Origin of the sequence: Planktotalea sp. (assembly GCF_018607965.1) — a bacterium.
Taxonomy (GTDB): Bacteria; Pseudomonadota; Alphaproteobacteria; order Rhodobacterales; family Rhodobacteraceae; genus Planktotalea.
Window position 1 is genome coordinate 4411 of record NZ_JABBAM010000026.1, and the last position, 20175, is coordinate 24585.

17 protein-coding genes and 1 tRNA gene are annotated in these 20175 nt (G+C 53.0%); 5 read left to right on the forward strand and 13 right to left on the reverse strand.

Annotation, left to right across the window (positions count from 1 at the left end; all coding sequences use genetic code 11):
* Together QZ279_RS15585 and QZ279_RS15590 are read left to right on the forward strand one after the other, a co-directional pair.
* Nucleotides 1–675, forward strand: a 675-nt coding sequence (locus tag QZ279_RS15585) for a glycosyl hydrolase family 28-related protein (RefSeq protein WP_366513817.1), incomplete at its 5' end; no start/stop codon positions are given.
* Complete coding sequence (locus QZ279_RS15590) at nucleotides 632–1768, forward strand: hypothetical protein (RefSeq protein WP_366513818.1); 1137 nt, start codon at nucleotides 632–634, stop codon at nucleotides 1766–1768. The genes QZ279_RS15585 and QZ279_RS15590, both read left to right, overlap by 44 nt.
* Nucleotides 1769–1774: 6 nt before the next feature.
* Here QZ279_RS15590 and QZ279_RS01840 read toward each other — a convergent pair whose 3' ends face one another.
* The gene (locus QZ279_RS01840; protein WP_293447202.1) at nucleotides 1775–2452 is read right to left on the reverse strand and encodes a hypothetical protein; all 678 of its coding nucleotides are present in this window, start codon (nucleotides 2450–2452) and stop codon (nucleotides 1775–1777) included.
* A 122-nt stretch (nucleotides 2453–2574) separates the two neighbouring features.
* Between QZ279_RS01840 and QZ279_RS01845 the strand changes: the two genes are divergently transcribed.
* A complete protein-coding gene (locus tag QZ279_RS01845; RefSeq protein ID WP_293447203.1) occupies nucleotides 2575–3417 on the forward strand; it encodes a DUF6206 family protein in 843 nt (280 codons plus the stop codon).
* Nucleotides 3418–3505: 88 nt separating this feature from the next.
* Here QZ279_RS01845 and QZ279_RS01850 read toward each other — a convergent pair whose 3' ends face one another.
* Together QZ279_RS01850 and uvrB are read right to left on the reverse strand one after the other, a co-directional pair.
* A complete protein-coding gene (locus QZ279_RS01850) occupies nucleotides 3506–3925 on the reverse strand; it encodes an excinuclease ABC subunit B (RefSeq protein WP_293447205.1) in 420 nt (139 codons plus the stop codon).
* A 33-nt stretch (nucleotides 3926–3958) separates the two neighbouring features.
* Nucleotides 3959–6157, reverse strand: a complete 2199-nt coding sequence (gene uvrB, locus QZ279_RS01855) for an excinuclease ABC subunit UvrB (protein WP_293447207.1) — start codon at nucleotides 6155–6157, stop codon at nucleotides 3959–3961.
* A gap of 136 nt (nucleotides 6158–6293) precedes the next feature.
* Between uvrB and QZ279_RS01860 the strand changes: the two genes are divergently transcribed.
* The gene (locus tag QZ279_RS01860) at nucleotides 6294–8060 is read left to right on the forward strand and encodes a serine protease (protein WP_293447209.1); all 1767 of its coding nucleotides are present in this window, start codon (nucleotides 6294–6296) and stop codon (nucleotides 8058–8060) included.
* A gap of 136 nt (nucleotides 8061–8196) precedes the next feature.
* Entirely contained in the window at nucleotides 8197–8508 is a 312-nt protein-coding gene (locus QZ279_RS01865) for an ETC complex I subunit (protein ID WP_293447211.1), read from the forward strand.
* Between the two features lie 58 nt (nucleotides 8509–8566).
* Here QZ279_RS01865 and QZ279_RS01870 read toward each other — a convergent pair whose 3' ends face one another.
* The 10 genes from QZ279_RS01870 to QZ279_RS01915 form a co-directional block, all read right to left on the reverse strand.
* Nucleotides 8567–8938: a monovalent cation/H(+) antiporter subunit G gene (locus QZ279_RS01870; RefSeq protein ID WP_293447213.1), complete on the reverse strand. Its 372-nt coding sequence runs from the start codon at nucleotides 8936–8938 to the stop codon at nucleotides 8567–8569.
* Nucleotides 8935–9222, reverse strand: coding sequence for a K+/H+ antiporter subunit F (locus QZ279_RS01875; RefSeq protein WP_293447214.1), 288 nt, complete (start codon nucleotides 9220–9222; stop codon nucleotides 8935–8937). Before QZ279_RS01875 ends, QZ279_RS01870 begins: the two co-directional genes overlap by 4 nt.
* The gene (locus QZ279_RS01880) at nucleotides 9219–9719 is read right to left on the reverse strand and encodes a Na+/H+ antiporter subunit E (RefSeq protein ID WP_293447216.1); all 501 of its coding nucleotides are present in this window, start codon (nucleotides 9717–9719) and stop codon (nucleotides 9219–9221) included. The genes QZ279_RS01875 and QZ279_RS01880 overlap by 4 nt, the downstream gene beginning before the upstream one ends.
* Nucleotide 9720: 1 nt before the next feature.
* On the reverse strand, nucleotides 9721–11262 hold the full coding sequence (locus QZ279_RS01885) for a monovalent cation/H+ antiporter subunit D (protein ID WP_293447217.1): 1542 nt from the start codon (nucleotides 11260–11262) through the stop codon (nucleotides 9721–9723).
* A complete protein-coding gene (locus tag QZ279_RS01890) occupies nucleotides 11259–11633 on the reverse strand; it encodes a Na+/H+ antiporter subunit C (protein WP_293447219.1) in 375 nt (124 codons plus the stop codon). Before QZ279_RS01890 ends, QZ279_RS01885 begins: the two co-directional genes overlap by 4 nt.
* A gap of 1 nt (nucleotide 11634) precedes the next feature.
* The gene (locus tag QZ279_RS01895) at nucleotides 11635–14517 is read right to left on the reverse strand and encodes a monovalent cation/H+ antiporter subunit A (protein ID WP_293447221.1); all 2883 of its coding nucleotides are present in this window, start codon (nucleotides 14515–14517) and stop codon (nucleotides 11635–11637) included.
* A 264-nt stretch (nucleotides 14518–14781) separates the two neighbouring features.
* Nucleotides 14782–14856, reverse strand: a tRNA-Gly gene (locus QZ279_RS01900).
* Nucleotides 14857–14963: 107 nt separating this feature from the next.
* Nucleotides 14964–15284: an MAPEG family protein gene (locus QZ279_RS01905; protein WP_293447223.1), complete on the reverse strand. Its 321-nt coding sequence runs from the start codon at nucleotides 15282–15284 to the stop codon at nucleotides 14964–14966.
* Nucleotides 15285–15301: 17 nt separating this feature from the next.
* Entirely contained in the window at nucleotides 15302–18745 is a 3444-nt protein-coding gene (locus QZ279_RS01910; protein ID WP_293447225.1) for a pyruvate carboxylase, read from the reverse strand.
* 118 nt (nucleotides 18746–18863) lie between these two features.
* A complete protein-coding gene (locus QZ279_RS01915; protein WP_293447227.1) occupies nucleotides 18864–20021 on the reverse strand; it encodes an alpha-hydroxy acid oxidase in 1158 nt (385 codons plus the stop codon).
* Between the last annotated feature and the right edge of the window lie 154 nt (nucleotides 20022–20175).

The following is a 20175-nucleotide window of genomic DNA, read 5'->3' on the forward strand; positions in this document are numbered from 1 at the left end:
GAAGATATCACGAGTGCATTTTACCGCGATATGATGAACCTTGTGGATGTTCGAGATTACGGCGCGGTTGGGGATGGCACGACAGATGATCAAGCCGCGTTTGTTGCTGCGGAACAGGCGGCCAATGGGCGCAAAGTATTTGTTCCTGCGGGCACGTATTTCATCGGATCTTCCCTGTCTCTAAACGAGTGGGTGGAATTTGAAGGCAAGCTGGTGATGGCTGCTGGCGACATTCTATCGCTGACAAAAGACTATGATCTGCCCAAATATATCGATGCTTTCGGTGGCGACGAGGAATTGGCATTTAAGAAGGCCTTTCAAGCACTTTTAAACGGTTCTGATCACGAGACGTTGGATTTAGGTGGGCGTCGCGTCACGATCACTGAACCCCTTGATTTGCAGGCTATTGAAGGGTCGCGTCAAAGTTTTGCGCAAAGACGGGTCATTCGAAATGGTCAGCTTTACGTGGCCGATGGACCCGGCTGGGACGTTGATGTTACAATATCTGCTGCCAGTTACAGCACATCTAACGATGATCGTCTTACCTCTGTCACGAATGTCGCAAACATTCAGGTGGGGTCGTTGGTACAGGGAACCGGCGTTGGCCGTGAGGTCTATGTCCGTGAAGTGAATGTCGCGGCCCAAGAAATCCGTTTGTTCTGGTCCGCTATATGATGCTGCGGGACGTCAATCCTACGGTTTTCAGCGCTTTAAATATGTTCTTCATTTCTCTGGGTTTGAATTGGTTAGTCAGCTGGTGTTGCTGGATCTGGAAATTCTTTGTCGTGGGTATGCGTCGGGAATTATGATGCCGCGCTCTGGTGTCGCCAATACCCTCAAAAATTGCTTTATAACCCGACTAAAAGATTGGGGATTGACATCAATCGGTGGTGGCTGTCAGGGAATGTGCATTGAGGGATGCCAGTTCATTGCCAATGAAGGTGGTGCGCACGCACAAAGCCGTTCCAGTATTGCAATGAATGCCAATGCGAACGATTTAAAAATTCGCAACAATCGCGCCAGTCAGTTCCGACATTTTGCTGTTCTTGGCGGTCAGAACTACGTGATGACAGGTAATCATGGGTGCCAAGGTGACAGCAATGTTGACGGTGCGCGTATGGCTGGGTTTGTTTTCACTCGCAAGAACGTAAATCATACGTTTTCAAATAATTACGTCGACAACTGTCATGTGGAATGGACGAATGAATCAACGGCAGCGCCTGTGAACACAGGAGGGTTTTCGTTTAGCGCGTTGTCGATCACGAACAATGTGTTCTTGTGTAGTGACGTGGCGCCTTGGTTTTCGTTTGTCTTAATCAAGCCTTATGGTTCGGGTCATACGATCCGTGGATTTACGATGACTGGCAACATGTTCCGATCTACTAAAGGGACGATTGATCGTGTCGAACGCGTCAATACGACCTTTGCGTCTTTGAATTTGGATGCCGCGCGCGATGTTGCGGTACGTGGGAACATGTTCTTGAATGTTGTAACAGGAACCGAAAATCCGCTTACTTTGGACTACACGCAAAGCAACCATTCGCAGTCCTGGTACGTATCATTTGCGGGTCGTCTGCCATTCTCAGGAAGGGCACAACGGGTTCCAGCGCTGACCCTTCGCAGCAAGATTAAAACGATTGCGAACGTTAACCAATTCACCATGCCGTGGATCACACCCGAACAAGGTGCTAACGGAGATGTGGTCTTGTTGAATTGGGAAAAAGACGTTGCTGGTATTGTCACCATAACGGCCCGTATGGACGTTTAAACGTTCTTAAAAATCTTGCCAGATCCCGATTTTCAAGGCGGGGTCTGTTTTGCCTTTTACATTGAATGAAAGGCTGATTTCTAAGTGCCGCCCAGATTTTAGATCCAAAGCATAGGACGGGGTGAAAGACATTGTGGATTGCTGACGTGCCGATTGAAATGCTGAAAACTGTCCCATAATTTTGCTGCGCTTCATTGTAATGCCAAGAGTACCGTCCAAGGTTTTTGCGGACTTGCGTGTTTCAAGATCAAACAGCGTATGTCCTTCAAGCGACAGCCAGCCCGTACGGTCCATTAATTTCAAGCCCATGCCAAACGCAGCACCGGCTCTGATCACAGAATTGCCAAGATAAGAACCACCGCCCAAATCAACTGCCAGTTGATGGCGCGCATTTGGGTTGCTTAAGTTGTAGCGTATAAATCCAACAGCTTTCAATTTGCTTGACTTGGTTGAGTCCGAGCTCCCGACGTCCATACCTAGGGTTAAACTACGCCCTAGACCGTATTCAGCGTAAGCACTTCCATAGACGTCAGGCAGTGACAGTGGACGATCCTTGGGCCAGCTCATGCTTGCAGACGATGAGAAAAAGACGCTTCCCTTTGTGCGCGACCATGCACCTGCGCTAGATTGCTCACCAATAAAACAGAGCAAACAAACCAACCCAAAGAGACCTAGATAACGCATGTGTATCACCAACTGCCTATGATCTGCGCTATTAAGCTGAACAACTGGTTAACAATGCTATACTTTTGGGTTCTGGCCATGACGTGACAGGCGCGGTATGGGAGGGCAAAAGAGGGTGTCAAATGAGCGATTTGCTAGAACTCGAACGATTGATCAAAGCAGATAGCGAAGAGCGCGGGCAAGCTGTCAGCAAGCTTGGGTATTTCTGCGCGCCGTTTCGTCCCGCCACAGGGCCGTTGTCGGACAAAGTCATCAAGGTTTATCGTGGTTTGCGCAATCTGGCTGAACTCGAACGTCTCGCGCAGTGCCACGACGACTATGTTGCGGCCCTTGCGTTGACAGGCGTCGATCTGCCTGAAACCACGTTTCATCTTTTAGATATAGACGGCGCGCGCATCCCCGTGATCGTGCAAAAAGCACTGCCGGCGGATAGTATGATGCGCCCACAAATCATTGCTGCTGATCTGAATGGTGCAATCGAGATGATGGAAGCCGCTGGGCAGGTCATTGCGACCTTCTGGAACAATGCGGACAAGGTTGAGGGCCGCGTTGGATTTCATCCCTCCATCCGCAATTTTGCCTACGTCGACGGGCAAGCGTTGTTTTTTGATACGTTCCCGCCGCTGATCCATTATACACGCGATGAAATGGGTAAGATGCTGCTGACCTTCTCGGACAAACGCCTTATGCGTTGGGTCGGGCCGTTCATTCAGGGGCGTGTTACAGGCATTCAAGACGAATGGTATTCCGCGCCTGAAACGTTGGTGGGTCTTGTCGGAAGTGCATGTCGTTTGCGCCCCAATGACAGCGATGCGTTCCTTGAATGGGGACAAGATTTCGCGCATCGCGCGATGCCGCGTTGGGCCGATGGGGCAATCCCAGAAATGAAAGCACCACCAAAGTTGCCGGGATACTGGACTGGATTTCGCAAAGTTTTAGGTCTTCAAGGAGAGCCAAATATTTAAATGGGTTATTTTGTTAGGTGCATCTGCACTGTTAATCTGCTGTGGTGTGCCCTTCGTACCATTGGTGTAAACGCACACCGGACACGGCTTACGACATTGGAACGCTTGGCTCGCAACGCCTGAAGGCGTCCACAGGCGCGCGTGCGCCAGTAAGATCAATCTCTCGAACCATATCACCCAAGATGATCTGGGCAGTTTGATTGATCTGCAAGCCGGTCAAAACATTTCCAAACCCTGTGTCGCTGACCGTAAGGGTGTTGCCCTCGACCTTATGGTTACTGGTCGAAATATACGGGCCAAGCGGCGCAAATCTGATCGAGAATACAGGTTCACTGGGCCAGCCATCGGCATGGGGCAAAGCTAATGCGTAAAGCTGGCCGTCATAGGTCAACTTCACATCTGTGTGCGACCCCGCATCTGTCAGTGTGCAGATTGGTGTCGGTGAAAAGTCCCACGCCAGCGCAGGCTGCGCGAGGACAAGCATCAACGCCGCTAGATATATATTCATGCCAAACCCATCTCACGAATTGAGAGCATATTTCTACCGCCTCCGCCGTGGCTTGACCCCGCCGCGCTGACCGGGGCGACCTGCCGTTGAACGACCGGCCGCTTTATGCGCATCACTGACCGCTTCTTCGATCACCGATTGGCGTGCCATGGGATCAGCCGACACGGCAAGATCCACTGCTTCCAAGCGCTTTAACTCATCGCGCAAACGCGCAGCTTCTTCGAACTCGAGGTTTTCCGCCGCTTTACGCATATCGACGCGCAAACCATCCAGAACGACCCGCAAATTAGCACCCGCCAAGGGTTTGTCAATCTTGGCTGTCACGCGGTTCATATCCACGTCGCCCTTATAAAGCCCCGCCAACACGTCATCGACGTTCTTCTTAACGGTCGCAGGCGTGATGCCGTGTTCGACATTATAGGCTTCTTGCTTGGCACGGCGGCGATCGGTTTCGCCCAAGGCGCGCTCCATAGATCCTGTGATCTTGTCCGCGTACATGATCACGCGGCCTTCTGCGTTACGCGCAGCACGACCAATTGTCTGGATCAGCGAGGTTTCAGAGCGCAAGAAACCCTCTTTGTCAGCGTCCAAAATAGCGACCAAACCACACTCTGGAATATCCAAACCCTCACGCAAAAGGTTGATACCGATCAGCACGTCGAACGCACCAAGACGCAGATCGCGCAGGATTTCGATCCGTTCAAGCGTGTCAATTTCGCTGTGCATGTAGCGCACTTTGATGCATTGCTCGTGCATGTATTCGGTCAAATCTTCGGACATGCGTTTGGTAAGCGTTGTGACCAATGTGCGAAAGCCCGCCTTGGTGACTTTGCGCACTTCATCCAGCAAATCATCGACCTGCATATCAACGGGGCGAATTTCAACCATGGGATCAAGAAGGCCCGTGGGGCGAATGATCTGTTCTGTGAACACGCCGCCCGTTTGCTCCATTTCCCACTTGGACGGGGTCGCGGACACAAAGACCGATTGCGGGCGCATCGCATCCCATTCCTCAAACTTCAGCGGACGGTTATCCATACAAGAGGGCAGGCGGAAACCATGTTCCGATAGCGTCATTTTACGACGGAAGTCACCCTTATACATGCCACCAATTTGGGGCACAGAGACGTGGGATTCATCTGCAAAAACAATGGCATTATCAGGAATAAATTCGAACAGCGTGGGGGGCGGTTCGCCCGGTGCGCGCCCCGTGAGATAGCGCGAATAGTTCTCGATACCGTTGCACACGCCCGTGGCTTCCAACATTTCGATATCAAAATTGGTGCGTTGCTCAAGGCGCTGTGCTTCGAGCAATTTCCCTTCGGCCACGAATTGATCCAAACGGATGCGCAGCTCTGCTTTGATCTTTTGAACGGCCTGTTGCATCGTTGGTTTCGGCGTCACGTAGTGCGAGTTCGCGTAGACCCGAACACGCTCCATCGTGCCCTTCTTTTCACCAGTAAGCGGGTCAAATTCTGTAATACGTTCCAGCTCATCCCCAAAGAAGGACAAACGCCACGCGCGATCCTCAAGATGGGCCGGGAAAATCTCTAGACTGTCACCGCGCACACGGAATGATCCCCGTGCAAAGGCCGCGTCATTGCGTTTGTATTGCTGCGCAACAAGGTCTGTCATGACCTCGCGCTGGTTGTATTCTTTGCCGACCTCTAGATCCTGCGTCATGGCCCCGTAGGTTTCGACCGAGCCAATACCGTAGATGCACGACACCGACGCAATGATGATGACATCATCACGCTCAAGCAGCGCACGCGTGGCTGAATGGCGCATGCGGTCAATCTGTTCGTTAATTTGGCTTTCTTTTTCGATGAACGTGTCCGACCGTGCGACGTAAGCTTCGGGTTGGTAGTAGTCATAAAAGCTTACGAAATACTCAACGGCGTTTTCAGGGAAAAACCCTTTGAATTCGCCGTATAATTGCGCGGCCAGTGTTTTGTTCGGGGCCAGAATGATCGCAGGGCGTTGTGTTTGCTCTATCATCTTGGCCATCGTGAACGTCTTACCCGTACCCGTCGCACCCAACAGCACCTGATCGCGCTCGCCCTCGTCAATGCCCTCGCAAAGTTCTTTGATCGCAGTGGGTTGGTCACCCGCTGGTTCGAATTCCGTCTTCAGTTGAAAGGCAATGCCGCCTTCCAATTTCAGCCGCTCACGCACGTCCCCTTTGGGCGCATTCAGCAGGGTGTCAGAACCGTCGTTGTGAACAAAGGACATATGCGACTCGCTTGGTAGGGTAGTCCCTACATTTGATCGCTTTTTGTTCTTGTTCAAGGGGCTAGGGCTTGGCAGATAGTCGGTAGGGTGGTTTAAATAGCTGTACCTGTTCAAAAAGGACTGCACTGTTTACCGTTTGACCGCCTTTATTGTTGCCTTGTGCTTGCCCAACCTCCTTGTTGCGCAAAGCTTTTTCGCGAATGGGCAATGCGCTATCGTTCTGGCCTCCAAACCTTCTGCAACCCTCGCAATTGAAGAAGCAAAATCGCGGTTTCGAGATAAAGACGTCACGATCTATCGTTCGAAGAATGGCTGGTATGCGACCACGTGGTCTGTGCTGGAAATAAGTGGGTCAAAGCAAACACTGCAGCGTCTGAAAGCCGCTGGCGAAATCCCGCAGGATGCCCTTTGCTCGCGTGGCAGATCATACGTGAGTCGCGTGACAACAGTCCGTGCTCAAAGTGCAAGCCAAACACCAGTGCCTTTTGATTTAGAAAGCAGTTTGCTTGCTCCGCTCAATGCCAACTTGCTGACACGTGCCGAAAAACGCTTCTTACAGCTCGCGCTGGCGTTTGAAGGCGACTATGTTGGGTTGCTTGATGGGGATTGGGGTAAAATCAGCAATCGCGCAATGCGTACCTTTTCCGCGCGCGAGTTTGGATCGAATGCGCTTAACCTGCATATGACAGCCTTGGCTGCGCGGGTTTTTACGCTATTCGAGCGTGATGGTTGGGCCATGATGCAAAATGAACCCTTAGGTATGTCCTACCTATTCCCGTTCAAAGCTTTTCGGGAAGGCACGGTGTCGAGTGAGTTCGTAAATTTCGAACATCAAAACAGCTCACTTGGCATTTCCTTGTCGCGTGGTGGCCAAGCTCAAGCCAACGCGCTGCATAGATTTACGGTTTCGAGCCATCGCGGACCTACGCCCGTCTATTCAGTGCGCAAATCCAATTACGCGGTGACCTCAATTTTCAAAGCCGATCGTAGCCTGCTTTATGTGCGCTCTCACTTCATTCGTGGGGCTTGGTCTTCTGTCGTTGTCTCCGCAGCGGCGCGCGACATCAAAATTTTTCGTGGTGTTACATCCAGCATAGCACAGGGCACCGTACGTGATCTTAACTATGAATCCAACGGGTATTTGAATGCCAATATCGAAGCAACCTTGGCAATCTTAGCACAAGATGACAACAAGCTAGACAAGACGCCTCCGTACCAACATGCTGAGTTGCCGCCGTCCTCAAGCGAACGGCCCAAGCGCGATCAGCGGCAATCCTCAAAACCAAAGCTTTTAGCGACAGGGTCTGGGTTTGTGGTGGGCAAAGACGGAACAGTACTGACAAATGAACATGTGACCGAAGGGTGCACGCGACTTGAAATAGACGGAAAGGTTGCGCGCGTTGCTGCCTCTAACACCACATTTGATTTGGCGGTTCTTACGTTTGAGAGCGATGTGGGTCAAACCGTAGCCAATTTCGCACCCACGCCTGCTGGTCTAAATGCTGATATCACCGTTGTTGGGTTTCCGCTAAATTCGATGCTAGGTGGCCTGAACGTAACACGTGGCGCAATTTCAGCGCAGGTTGGCCTGCGTGGCGATGGCACACAGATGCAGATTTCCGCGCCTGTGCAACCGGGAAATTCTGGCGGTCCTGTTCTCGATAAGACTGGATCAGTGGTTGGTGTTGTCGTGTCGCGCTTGCGTTCGCGGCTATTGGAAAATGATCAGCTGGATGTTCCGCAAAATGTGAACTTCGCTATCCGCGCTGAGATTGCAAAGCTCTTTCTGTACCAAAACAATGTGGTGCCTCAGATTGCACCGGACAGTTTGCCCCGACTTGAACCAGAAGATCTTGCGCGCCAAGCGAGTCGGTATACGAAGTTGATTTCGTGCTTTGAATAGGGCGCGCTTCCTTTCCGAACGTAGCGCAGGCGAATGTTTCTAGCAGAGTTGACGTAGATTGACGCAATTGGGCGCTTGCGAGCTTGTTTTAAAATGCTCATAAAGCGCTAACACTTCAAAGTGATCGAGGAACATCATGCGCGCACGGATTTACCAACCCTCTAGAACTGCAATGTCGTCAGGCACCGCTAAAACGCGCACTTGGATATTAGAGCACGTCGCCGAAACTGCGCGCGCTGTGGATCCATTGATGGGCTGGACGTCGTCAGATGACACGCAATCCCAAGTAAAGCTAAGCTTTGAGAGCAAAGACGCAGCGCTTGCCTATGCGCAAGCGCATGGAATTGACGCAGCCGTTCGTGAGCCAAACAAGCGCAAGGCAAATATTCGCAGTGGTGGATATGCAGACAACTTCGCAACCAACCGTCGTGGCGCTTGGACACACTAGGTTTTTAGACTGCTTAAATATTTGAAAAAGCCCGCGGTAAGTCGCGGGCTTTTCTTGTTTAGGATTGGGTATCTTCCACCGCGACATCCAAGGTGGACCACGTCTTGTCACGCGGCGGGGGGGGGGGCGTTTCGCAGGCACCCAGATGAATGTTCACTTTCGCAATGAAGTTCGCTGAAATCGGGGCCGTTACAAACAAGAACCCCATGATCAGCAATTCGTGCATCGAGGAGTCACCCAGCAGAAACGAATGACCGATAGACGCAAGAAGAAGCGCGCCAATCCCAACCGTGCCAACTTTGGTCGGCGCATGTAGGCGCGTCATTGAATCGTTGAACTTCAGCAGGCCAATGACGCCAACCGCGACAAATCCAGATCCGATCAGCAGCAAAATCGCGACAGCGTATGTTCCGATAATTTCCATGCTCATTCGATGATGTCCCTCCGTAGGATGAAGCGCGCAAGGGCGACCGTGGACAAAAAGCCCAGCATGGCAATCAGCAAGGACACTTCGAAATAGATTTGAACGCCTTGGTAGATGCCCAGAAGCACGACCAATCCCAACGCATTGATCACCATCGTATCAAGCGCCAGAATGCGATCACCCGTGGTTGGCCCCAGTACCAACCGCACCATCGACAGGATTTGCCCAAGGGCAAGCACCGCGAAGGTGATGATAATTGCAATATTCATGAAGTCAGCGGCGGCTGTCATTGGAATATCTCCTTCAAACGACGCTCATAGCGCGTCTTAATCTCGTCCAGCACAGCGTCTGGTTCGTCAGTGTGTAAAACATGCACAAGCAAGCTGTGCCCCCCACTTGACAGGTCCGCAGAGACGGTGCCTGGTGTTAACGTGATCGTGCCTGCAAGCATCGTGATCGCTTCTGGTTGCACCAGATCAAGCGGCACGACGATCCATGCTGGTTTAAGTTTCGCATTGGGGACGGATATCACGATCCATGCGACTTGAATGTTGGCGACGAGAATATCCCACATGACAATCAAGCTGTAGGACATCATCTTGCCAAGGCGAAATCCCTTTGGCGTATCGGGCCACCAGATCGATGTCATGCGGGGGATGATGATCCCCAAGATGATGCCAAAGACGACCATGCCCGCCGACACGTCATTCTGGAGCAAGGTCCACACGACGGCCAAAAGCAGCGTTAGAAACGGATGTGGCAAAAGCCACTGATAGGCGCGGGTCATGTTAATAGCCCTCTTTCGGTTTACTGAGCTTGCCCGGCGTGTCCACCACAGCCGCGATGTAGGGTTCGGGTGCGAACAACTGCGTTGCCATTTTGGTGGTGTAGCCATGCACTTGACCCGCAAAGATAGTATGCGCGACCAAAAGCGATATCAGACCACCTACGGCAACATAGGACAATGTGGCAGGGCGCGGCATTGGCGCGGCACCTTCTTCGGCTTGAACACTATGGGCTTTCCAAAACAGAATGCTGCCCGCGCGTGCGAAACCCAGAATGCTGATCAGGCTGGAACCCAGTACGATCACCCAGATCCATACCATCAGATCACTCTCATAGGCGGCATCCAGCACTAAAAGTTTGCCAAGGAAGCCGGAGAGCGGCGGCAAGCCCGCCATTGCAATGGCAGCGATAAAGAACAAACCCGCAGTCAATGCGTTGCCCGAAATGACAGGCTGTGGTGTCAGATCCACATTAGCACGGCTCGTGCGCACAAGATCAGAAATTAGGAACAGCGTGGCACCTGCAAGCGTCGAATGAACAATATAGTACAGCGCCGCTGCGATGCTTGTGGGCGTAAAAAGCGAGATCGAAATCATCACCATACCCACAGAACCAATGACCGAGAAGGCGACAAGGCGATCCAGCTTTTTGGCCGCAAACACACCCGCCATACCGATGGCAAGCGAGACAAGCGCCGCTGGCAAAAGCCACACATCATGCAAGCCGCTTGTAACTGCCAAATCTGGTGGGAAGATCATCGTGTAAACACGGATGATCGCGTAGGCACCGACTTTGGTCATGATCGCGAAGAGTGCAGCCACTGGGGCAGGCGCTTCGGCGTAGCTGGACGGAAGCCAGAAGTGCAGTGGCACAAGCGCTGCTTTGATCGCGAACACCAGCAAGAGCAGGACCGCTGCGACACGAATGCCTACAGTTGCTTCGGGGCTCACCAGCGCAACGCGGTTTGCAAGGTCTGCCATATTCAACGTCCCGGTCTCTGCGTAGATGGATCCCAGCGCGAACAAAAACAATGTTGATCCAATGAGATTGAAAAGAACATACTGCACACCCGCCCGAAGGCGCGCATTGCCACCCGCGTGGATCATCAAGCCATAGGAGGCAATCAACAGGACCTCAAAGAAGACGAACAAGTTGAACAAATCGCCCGTCAGGAACGCGCCCATAATGCCCATCAACTGGAACTGGAACAACGCATGGAAGTGGCGCCCCCGATCATCCCAGCCAGAACCTATGGCATAAAGTAACACAAACAGCGCAAGCACTGCCGTGAGTAAGACCATCATCGTGGACAAACGATCCCCAACCAGAACGATGCCGAACGGTGCCGCCCAATCGCCCAATTGATAGAGCGTGATCGTGCCATCCGCGGCTTGCAGCGCAAGGCCAAGCGCAACTGCGATCAAGACCAAAACGCCGGCAACCGATAGGACGCGTTGAATGCCAATGTGATAGCGCGCCGCCAAGACAATGAACGGCGCGACCAATGCGGGCAGGATAATCGGGGCTACCATCCAATGGGTCATGAACGTGCCTCCGGTGCGTCTTTCACTGCGGCCGTGTTGGTCTCAGCTTCGGGTTGGTCATCAACGTGATCATCATCTGATCCAAGGAACGCACCAAGACCAATCATCACAACAACTGCGGTCATGCCGAAGGAAATCACGATAGCTGTCAAAACAAGCGCTTGGGGCAGGGGATCGGCATAGGTCTCGATCCCGTCGCGCAAAATGGGTGGCGCGCCAGTGGTCAATCGACCAGACGCAAACAAGAACACGTTCACAGCATAGGTCAGCAATGAAATCCCCAAAATAACAGGGAACGTTCGCAGGCGCAGCATCAAATAGATGCCGCCTGATGTGAGGATGCCAATGGCGGAAGCGACTAGAAATTCCATGTTACACGGCCTCCTTTCCAGAGGACACTAAATCAGGGGCCACCGCGTCATCACGGGATGGATCAATGTCCATTGGGTGATCACTGCTCGGCTCGCTTGCAAGACGGGCAAGGCGCGAGAAACTTTCAAGCGACAGCATCACAGCACCAACGACGGCAAGGAACACACCAAGATCGAACAATGCAGCGGTGGCCAGTTCGAATTTCTCAAAGGGCGGAATACGTGCGTAGGTGAAGTCAGACGTCAGGAATGGTTTGCTCACAAACCATGATCCAATGCCGGTTAGTCCAGCAATCAGAACGCCCGCGCCAATAACACCGTGGTACGGGTATTTAAGACGCGCAGACGCCCAGCCAAATCCGCTGGCCATATATTGCATGACAACGCCGATCGACACGATCAGGCCCGCGATGAAACCACCGCCGGGTTCATTATGGCCGCGCAAGAAGATGTAAAACCCAACCATCAAAACAACAGGCATAATAACACGAGTCATCACGACCATCATCATGGGATGCATATCCCCAGCACGTGCTTGATCAGGTTTGCGGTTCAGCAAACGTGCACGCACAGGACCACCAAGTAGCGTTTCTGTCAGTGCGTAGATCAGCAGTGCAGCGATCCCAAGCACGATGATTTCACCGTATGTATCAAACCCACGGAAATCGACGAGGATCACGTTCACTACATTCGTACCGCCCCCCCCTTTGTAGGAGTTGGCAAGGTGGAACTCAGAGATCGGCGAACTTACCGCATCGCGCAGCATATAGTGATAGGACAGCGCAAAGGTCGCCAAGCCACCAATGATCGCCACGCCCGTATCGCGCACACGGCGCAAGACCGAGCTTTCAACAGGGGTCTTGTTGGGAAGGAAGTTCAAAGCGAGCAGGAGCAAGATAATCGTCACGACTTCTACAGTGAACTGGGTCATCGCAAGGTCCGGCGCGCTGAAAAAGACGAAGCCGATGGACACCATCAGACCGACAATCCCGATTAAAATCAGCGATAGCAAACGGTTGCGATGCAGGAATACCATTCCAATAGTTGCGGCCACCAACATCAACCACCCCGCAATCGGCACAAGCCCAGCAGGTTGCATGATCCGCGTTGTCGCGCTCATGGTTCCAGTGGTCCAAGCGTGATAACCGACAGAAACCATAACCACAGTCGCAATCGCGGCGTAGCGTGAGAACGAGCCGTTGTGCAAAGGTAGGATCACAGCGCGCGCCAACTTGGCTGCGCCTTCAATGAGGGCCTCGAAGATCGGCTTGGCTTCGGGGCGCGGCACCGCATCCCAAAAGCGCAAAGAGGGCTTGAAGACCGCGAGCATGATCAGACCACCCACGACAGCGACAATTGACATGTAGAGCGCAGGAACAAGACCATGCCAGATCTTAAAGTAGGCCTTTGGTACCTCGGCTGCATCGCCAAGCACAGAGGCCGTGACCAGCTTTACGAACGGCTCAGCAAGAAAGGGCGCTATACCAATGACAACAACAAGCACCACAAGAAGTGCGGGTGGCAACCAAAGTCCCGTACCGGGATCATGTGGTTTCGCAGGATAGTCGTCGCGCACGGGTCCAAGAAACACGTGACCAATCAAGCGGAAACAGTAGGCCGCGGAAAAAAGCGACCCAAGGGTGGCCATCACAGGAACAAGCCAGACAGCGTTGAACAGAACCGTGTGATTGGCTTCTTCCAACATCATTTCCTTGGACAGAAAGCCGTTTAGCAGTGGAATGCCCGCCATGGAAAGCGCGGCCAACGTCGCGATCACGAAGGTGACAGGCATCAACTTGCGCAAGCCACCAAGCAGGCGAATATCGCGTGTGTGGGCTTCATGATCGATGATGCCAGCAGACATAAACAGGGCCGCTTTGAATGTTGCATGGTTCAAAATGTGGAACATGGCCGCCATTGCACCGAACGCTGTGCCAGTGCCAAGCAGCATCGTTATCAGACCCAAATGGCTCACGGTTGAAAAGGCCAACAACGCCTTAAGATCATGCTTGAACAGCGCGATGACTGCGCCCAGAACCATTGTGATCAGACCCGCGGTGGTCACGATCATGAACCACTCAGGCGTGCCAGACAACACAGGCCACATGCGCGCCATCAAGAAGATGCCCGCCTTCACCATTGTCGCAGAGTGCAAGTATGCAGACACAGGCGTTGGGGCGGCCATCGCATGTGGCAACCAAAAGTGGAACGGGAACTGTGCGGATTTGGTGAAACACCCGAGCAAGATCAAGATCAACGCTGGCACATACATCGGATCCGCTTGGATCAAGTCGCGGTTTTGCAAGATCACACTTAGATCGTAACTGCCCACGATCTGGCCTAAGATCAACATGCCACCGATCATCGCAAGTCCACCCATGCCCGTCACGGTCAACGCCATGCGCGCACCTTGCCGCCCCTCGGGCAGATGCTTCCAGTACCCAATCAGCAAAAAAGACGAAAGGGATGTTAATTCCCAGAAAACCAGCAAAAGCAGGATGTTATCGCTTAGAACGATACCGACCATCGCGCCTTGGAACAGCAAGAGATAGGCGAAAAACTGCCCCATATTATCGTCACGGCTAAGATAGTGGCGCGCATATGCGATGATCAAAAGTCCGATGCCAAGGATCAAAAGCGCAAAGAAGAAACCAAGACTGTCTAGCATCAATGTGAAATTCAGCCCCAACATTGGCATCCAATCGACGGGGGCCAAAACCACATCGCCCGCCAAAATTGTAGGCAGGTTCGTGAGAATTCCCACAAAAGCCGCCAAGGAAACCGTGAATGTAACTCCAGCTGTCGCAGATCGCCCTGCTGAATTCATTAAGCCTGGAAGCAGTGATCCAAAGAATGGCAAAGCGACGATAAAGAAAAGGGACACAGCGGCTCCTAAAACAGGTGATACTCGGTTTACTGTAGATGTGCGGTGAATCCGTGAAAGCACAAGGGCAGGACGCCGAATATTTCAAGATTCACACATTTGGTAACGCTAGTTGAAAGGCAATGAAATTGTCAAAGGTTTCGCTCGTAAATGACGCCTGTGTTTGTACCGACGATTGCATTCAAGGCTGCACAATAACACGCATGTGAAACGAAAAAAGCCACCTAGAAGGCGACTTATCGTAACACTAAATGTTAGACCAAATGGAGCGGGCGAAGAGATTCGAACTCTCGACCTAAACCTTGGCAAGGTTTCGCTCTACCCCTGAGCTACGCCCGCACCGTTTGGTAGGGCGTGATTAGTCCTAGCGCGCTTGACCTGCAAGAGGAAAATTCACTCATTTGTAGATTTTTTCACTCAAGTCTTAGGTAGGTTCAAACGACACATCAAAACAATCCATGAAACAATAGGCCCAATGCGCTCAAAAGGATCATACTCAGTGTCAGCACCATCCCAACCACACGTCCCATCATAACAGGAGGGGAGGCCGAAAATCCCCACGCATGTGCAAGTCGACCCAACACCAACATCGCACCCAGAAAATGAACTGCAACCGTTGGCGCGTCTGATATCTCGACAAAGGCCAACAGCATAACGCCAAACGGCGCATACTCCGCGCAATTTCCCTGTGCCCGCATTCTTTTAAGCAGGCTGTTGTCCCCATGATCACCCATCGAAATCAAATTCTTACGCCGATACACAACCACGCGCGCGCTCTCTCAAATCACTCAAATTCAACCAGCAGGTCTTTTGCATCGATCTGTGCGCCAGCACCCACATGAACTGCATTAATGACAGCGTCGCGTTCCGCGTGAATACCCGTTTCCATCTTCATCGCTTCAATCGTAAGCAACAAATCACCCTCTGAAACCTTGCTCCCCGCGACTGCAGCGACGGATGCCACAACACCCGGCATCGGTGCGCCCACATGGTTCTCATTAGCAACGTCAGCCTTGGGTCGCGCAGCCGTTGCTGCCTTGACGGAACGGTTCGGCACACGAATAACACGCGGTTGGCCGTTCAGCTCAAAGAACACCTTCACATCGCCGTCATCCAGGGTCTCACCCACGGCCTGCAAACGAATCTCTAGTGTCTTTCCTGGATCAATTTCGGTGGTAATCTCTTCGGCAGGTTCCATCCCGTAAAAGAAGGTCTTTGTTGGCAAGGCCCGCACAGGACCATAGCTGCGGTGACGGCCCATGTAGTCTAAAAACACTTTGGGATACATCAGGTAGCCATTGAGATCTTCACCATCAATCTCGCGTCCGTCTAGCAATTCAGATAGTTTCGCGCGCTCGCCCGTCAGATCAACAGGGGCCAAGGATTTGCCTGGCCGCTCCGAATTCGGGGTCTCGCCCTTTAGAACCTTGCCGACGATCCCAGCAGGAAAACCACCGGGAGGTTGTCCAAGGTTACCGCGCATCATGTCGACAACGCTGTCAGGGAAGGCCACATCAACTTCGGGATCTTCAACCTCTGCGCGGGTTAGACCTTGGCTGACCATCATTAACGCCATGTCGCCAACGACTTTAGAGCTTGGCGTTACCTTCACGATATCACCAAACATTTGGTTCACGTCCGCATAGGTATGCGCCACCTCGGACCAGCGCTCTTCCAGGCCTAACGAGCGTGCTTGCGCCTTCAAATTTGTAAACTGACCACCGGGCATTTCGTGCAGATAGACCTCTGACGATGGTGCCTGCTGGCCGGTTTCGAATGCTGCATATTGAGCGCGCACTTGTTCCCAGTAATCCGAAATTCGACGCACGGATTCGATGTCGATCCCTGTATCGCGATCCGTGTGACGCAGGGATTCAACCACCGTGCCCAACGTCGCTTGACTGGTGTTGCCCGATAGCGCGTCCATGGCGCAATCTACTGCATCAACACCCGCTTCAGAGGCCGCTAGGATCGTCGCGCAGGCAATGCCAGCGGTGTCGTGTGTGTGGAAATGGATCGGCAGACCGACCTCTTCTTTCAACGCTTTCACCAGCACGCGCGCAGCGGCGGGTTTCAGCAACCCAGCCATGTCTTTCAAGCCCAACACATGTGCGCCTGCGGCTTTCAAATCTTTGCCCATTTGTACGTAGTAGACGAGATTGTATTTCACGCGATCCGCGTTCAGAATATCGCCTGTGTAACAAATCGTGCCTTCGCAGACTTTACCAGATTCTATCACCGCATCCATCGCAACGCGCATGTTTTCAGTCCAGTTCAGACTGTCAAACACACGGAATACATCAACGCCGGTTTCTGCCGCTTGGCGCACGAACTCTTGCACCACATTGTCAGGATAGTTCGTATACCCAACCCCGTTAGCAGACCGAAGCAGCATTTGCGTCATGACATTTGGCATTGCCGCACGAATGTCGCGCAGACGCTGCCACGGACATTCCTGCAAGAAACGATAGGCCACATCAAACGTCGCGCCCCCCCAGCATTCAACAGAGAAAAGTTGCGGCATTTCAGAGGCATAGGTCGGTGCCACGCGGATCATATCAATCGAGCGCATACGCGTCGCAAGCAAGGACTGATGCCCGTCGCGCATCGTGGTATCGGTGAGCAAAAGTTGCTTTTGCGCCGCCATCCAATCAGCCACCGCTTGGGGGCCTTTTTCATCAAGTAAATTGCGCGTGCCATAGGGCGCAAGTTCGCCTGTTGGCGCAGGGGGCTTTGGCGTTTTAAGGTCCGCAGCAGGCAAGGGACGCCCCGTTGTCTCTGGATGTCCGTTAACCGTGATATCGGCGATATAGATCAAGATCTTCGTCGCGCGGTCGCGGCGTTTCTTGAAATCAAACAAGTCGGGCGTGTTGTCGATAAACGTCGTTGTATATTCGTTGGACAAGAACGTTGGATGCTTCAACAGGTTCTCAACAAACGCGATGTTTGTGCTGACGCCGCGTATACGAAATTCTCTCAAAGCCCGATCCATGCGCGCAATCGCCGCCTCTGGCGTTTGCGCGTGCGCGGTCACTTTCATCAACAGGCTGTCGTAATAGCGCGTGATCACGCCGCCGGAATAGGCCGTGCCACCGTCCAGACGAATGCCCATGCCTTGGGCTTCGCGGAACGCGGTGATGCGGCCGTAATCGGGAATAAAGTTGTTCAAAGGATCTTCAGTCGTGATCCGTGTTTGCAGGGCGTGGCCATTCAAACGGACGTCGTTTTGGGATGCTTTGCCGGTCGCTTCGGCAATTGTTTTACCCTCGGCGATCTTGATCTGCGCCTGCACGATATCGATGCCCGTGACTTCCTCGGTCACAGTGTGTTCGACCTGCACGCGCGGGTTCACTTCGATGAAGTAAAACTTGCCACTGTCCATATCCATTAAGAACTCAACAGTACCTGCGCATTCATAATTCACGTGCGCGCAGATTTTGCGACCCAGCGCGCAAATCTCTGTGCGTTGCTCTTCGCTCAGGTAGGGGGCAGGGGCGCGCTCAACCACTTTTTGGTTACGCCTTTGAACGGAACAATCACGCTCAAAAAGATGATACATGCCGCCATGGTTATCGCCCAAGATTTGCACCTCAACGTGGCGTGCGCGCACGATCATCTTCTCTAGATACCCCTCGTCGTTGCCAAAGGCCGCACTTGCTTCACGACGCCCCTCTAAAACCTTCTCTTCCAATTCATCCTCAGACCAGATCGCGCGCATCCCACGACCGCCACCACCCCATGACGCCTTTAGCATCAAGGGATAGCCAACCTCAGCCGCCTCTTTTTTCACGGCCACCATGTCGTCGCCCAGAACTTCGGTCGCAGGCACCACAGGCACACCCGCATCCATTGCAACACGGCGCGCGGACGCTTTGTCCCCAAGCGCGCGCATCGTTGCGGCTTTTGGACCGATGAATGTGATGCCAGCTGCGTCACACGCATCTACGAAATCAGGGTTTTCAGACAGTAGGCCATAGCCTGGATGGATCGCATCTGCGCCGCTTTCCTTGGCCACGCGAATAATCTCTTCAATCGACAGATAGGCCGCAACAGGCCCCATGCCCTCACCAATGCGATAGGCTTCGTCGGCTTTAAAGCGGTGCAAACCCAGCTTGTCCTCTTCCGCGTAAACAGCGACAGTTTTTTTCCCAAGCTCGTTTGCCGCGCGCATGATACGAATGGCAATTTCGCCGCGATTGGCGATGAGGATCTTGTTGAATTCAGTCATGGCAGCTTTCCCGTGTTGGTCTGTTACGCAGAACATAGCGGCCCATTTGAGGGTGCGTTATTCGTAGTATTGGGTGTTTTTCAGATTAATGGCTGTATGTTAACGCTAATATTAAGAGTCAAGGTACTGTTCGTGTGAACGTTTGTCCTCGCACATCATTCAGGCGTCGCGCACCAAGTTGGCCCATATTGGCGATCAAGTCCGACGTTAGCATGTCAGCCAGATGCGCAGGACCATCGGCCCCCAAGGCCCCCAGCGCGTAGTGCCATGCGCGGCCCATCATCACGAAATCTGCACCCAAAGCGATGGCGCGCAGCATGTCCAAACCGCCCTCGATCCCACTATCAAAGATCAAAGGTAGCTTGGTGGCCGCGCGTATAGCAGGCAGAACTTCGATCGGGGAAGGGGCCGCATCGAACTGACGACCTGCATGATTAGACAGCCAAATCGCATCAACGCCCGCTTTTTCCAGCGGCGCAACGTCTGCTGCGTTCAGCACACCTTTCACCACAAGCGATCCATCCCACTCATCGCGCAGCTTGCTCACGTAGTCCCAATCAGGCGAGGTGCGCAGTAAATATCCAACGTGCGCGGTACTGCTTAAACCCTCGGTCTGACCCTTCACATGATCCGCATAGCTGTCCATCAAACGCATCCGCGGCATGCCAAGGTGCGCTGTCCCCAGCGCCCAGGCAGGACATTTCGCAACCTGCGCCAGTAAACGCGGCGTAATCTTGGGTGGCTGTTGCAAGCCCCCGCGCAATTGGCGTTCACGGCGCGAGGCAACGGGCACATCGACCGTCAAGATCAACGTATGAAAGCCCGCCTTTTTCGCGCGCGCCAGCATATCCGCACGAATACCTGCATCTCGCGGCGGGTACATCTGGAACCAACCTTGGGCGCCCAAAACAGGTTCAATCATCTCTGGCGTCTGCGTCGCGACAGTTGATAGACTATAAGGAATACCCAAGTCCGCCGCCGCGCGTGCTAAATGACATTCCGCGTCTGGCCAGATCAGGCCCGACATTCCAACAGGTGCTATCCCAAAGGGCAGGGGCAAGTGTTGACCCATAAGATCAACCGACAGATCAGGCGTCATTTCACCGTGCAACACCGAAGGCATCATCAGAACCTCGTCCAACTTGGTCCGATTGCGCGCTTTCGTCGCTTCATGTCCCGTTGCGCTATCCAGATATTCCCACACGAAATGCGGAATACGGGCGCGCGCTCGATGGCGCAGATCAGAGATGGCGGGGTAGGTGCTGTGCAAATCCATGTAATCATTTGTCGCCGCAGCGCGGCAATTGTCCAGAAAAGAATGTGGAACATTATGCGAACCTCTCTTTTCCTATCGGCTTTTGCGCGCTAGTGTCAATCTCATGAGCAATTTCGACGAAATGGACGCCTTTGATGGCGCATCCCAATCCCTA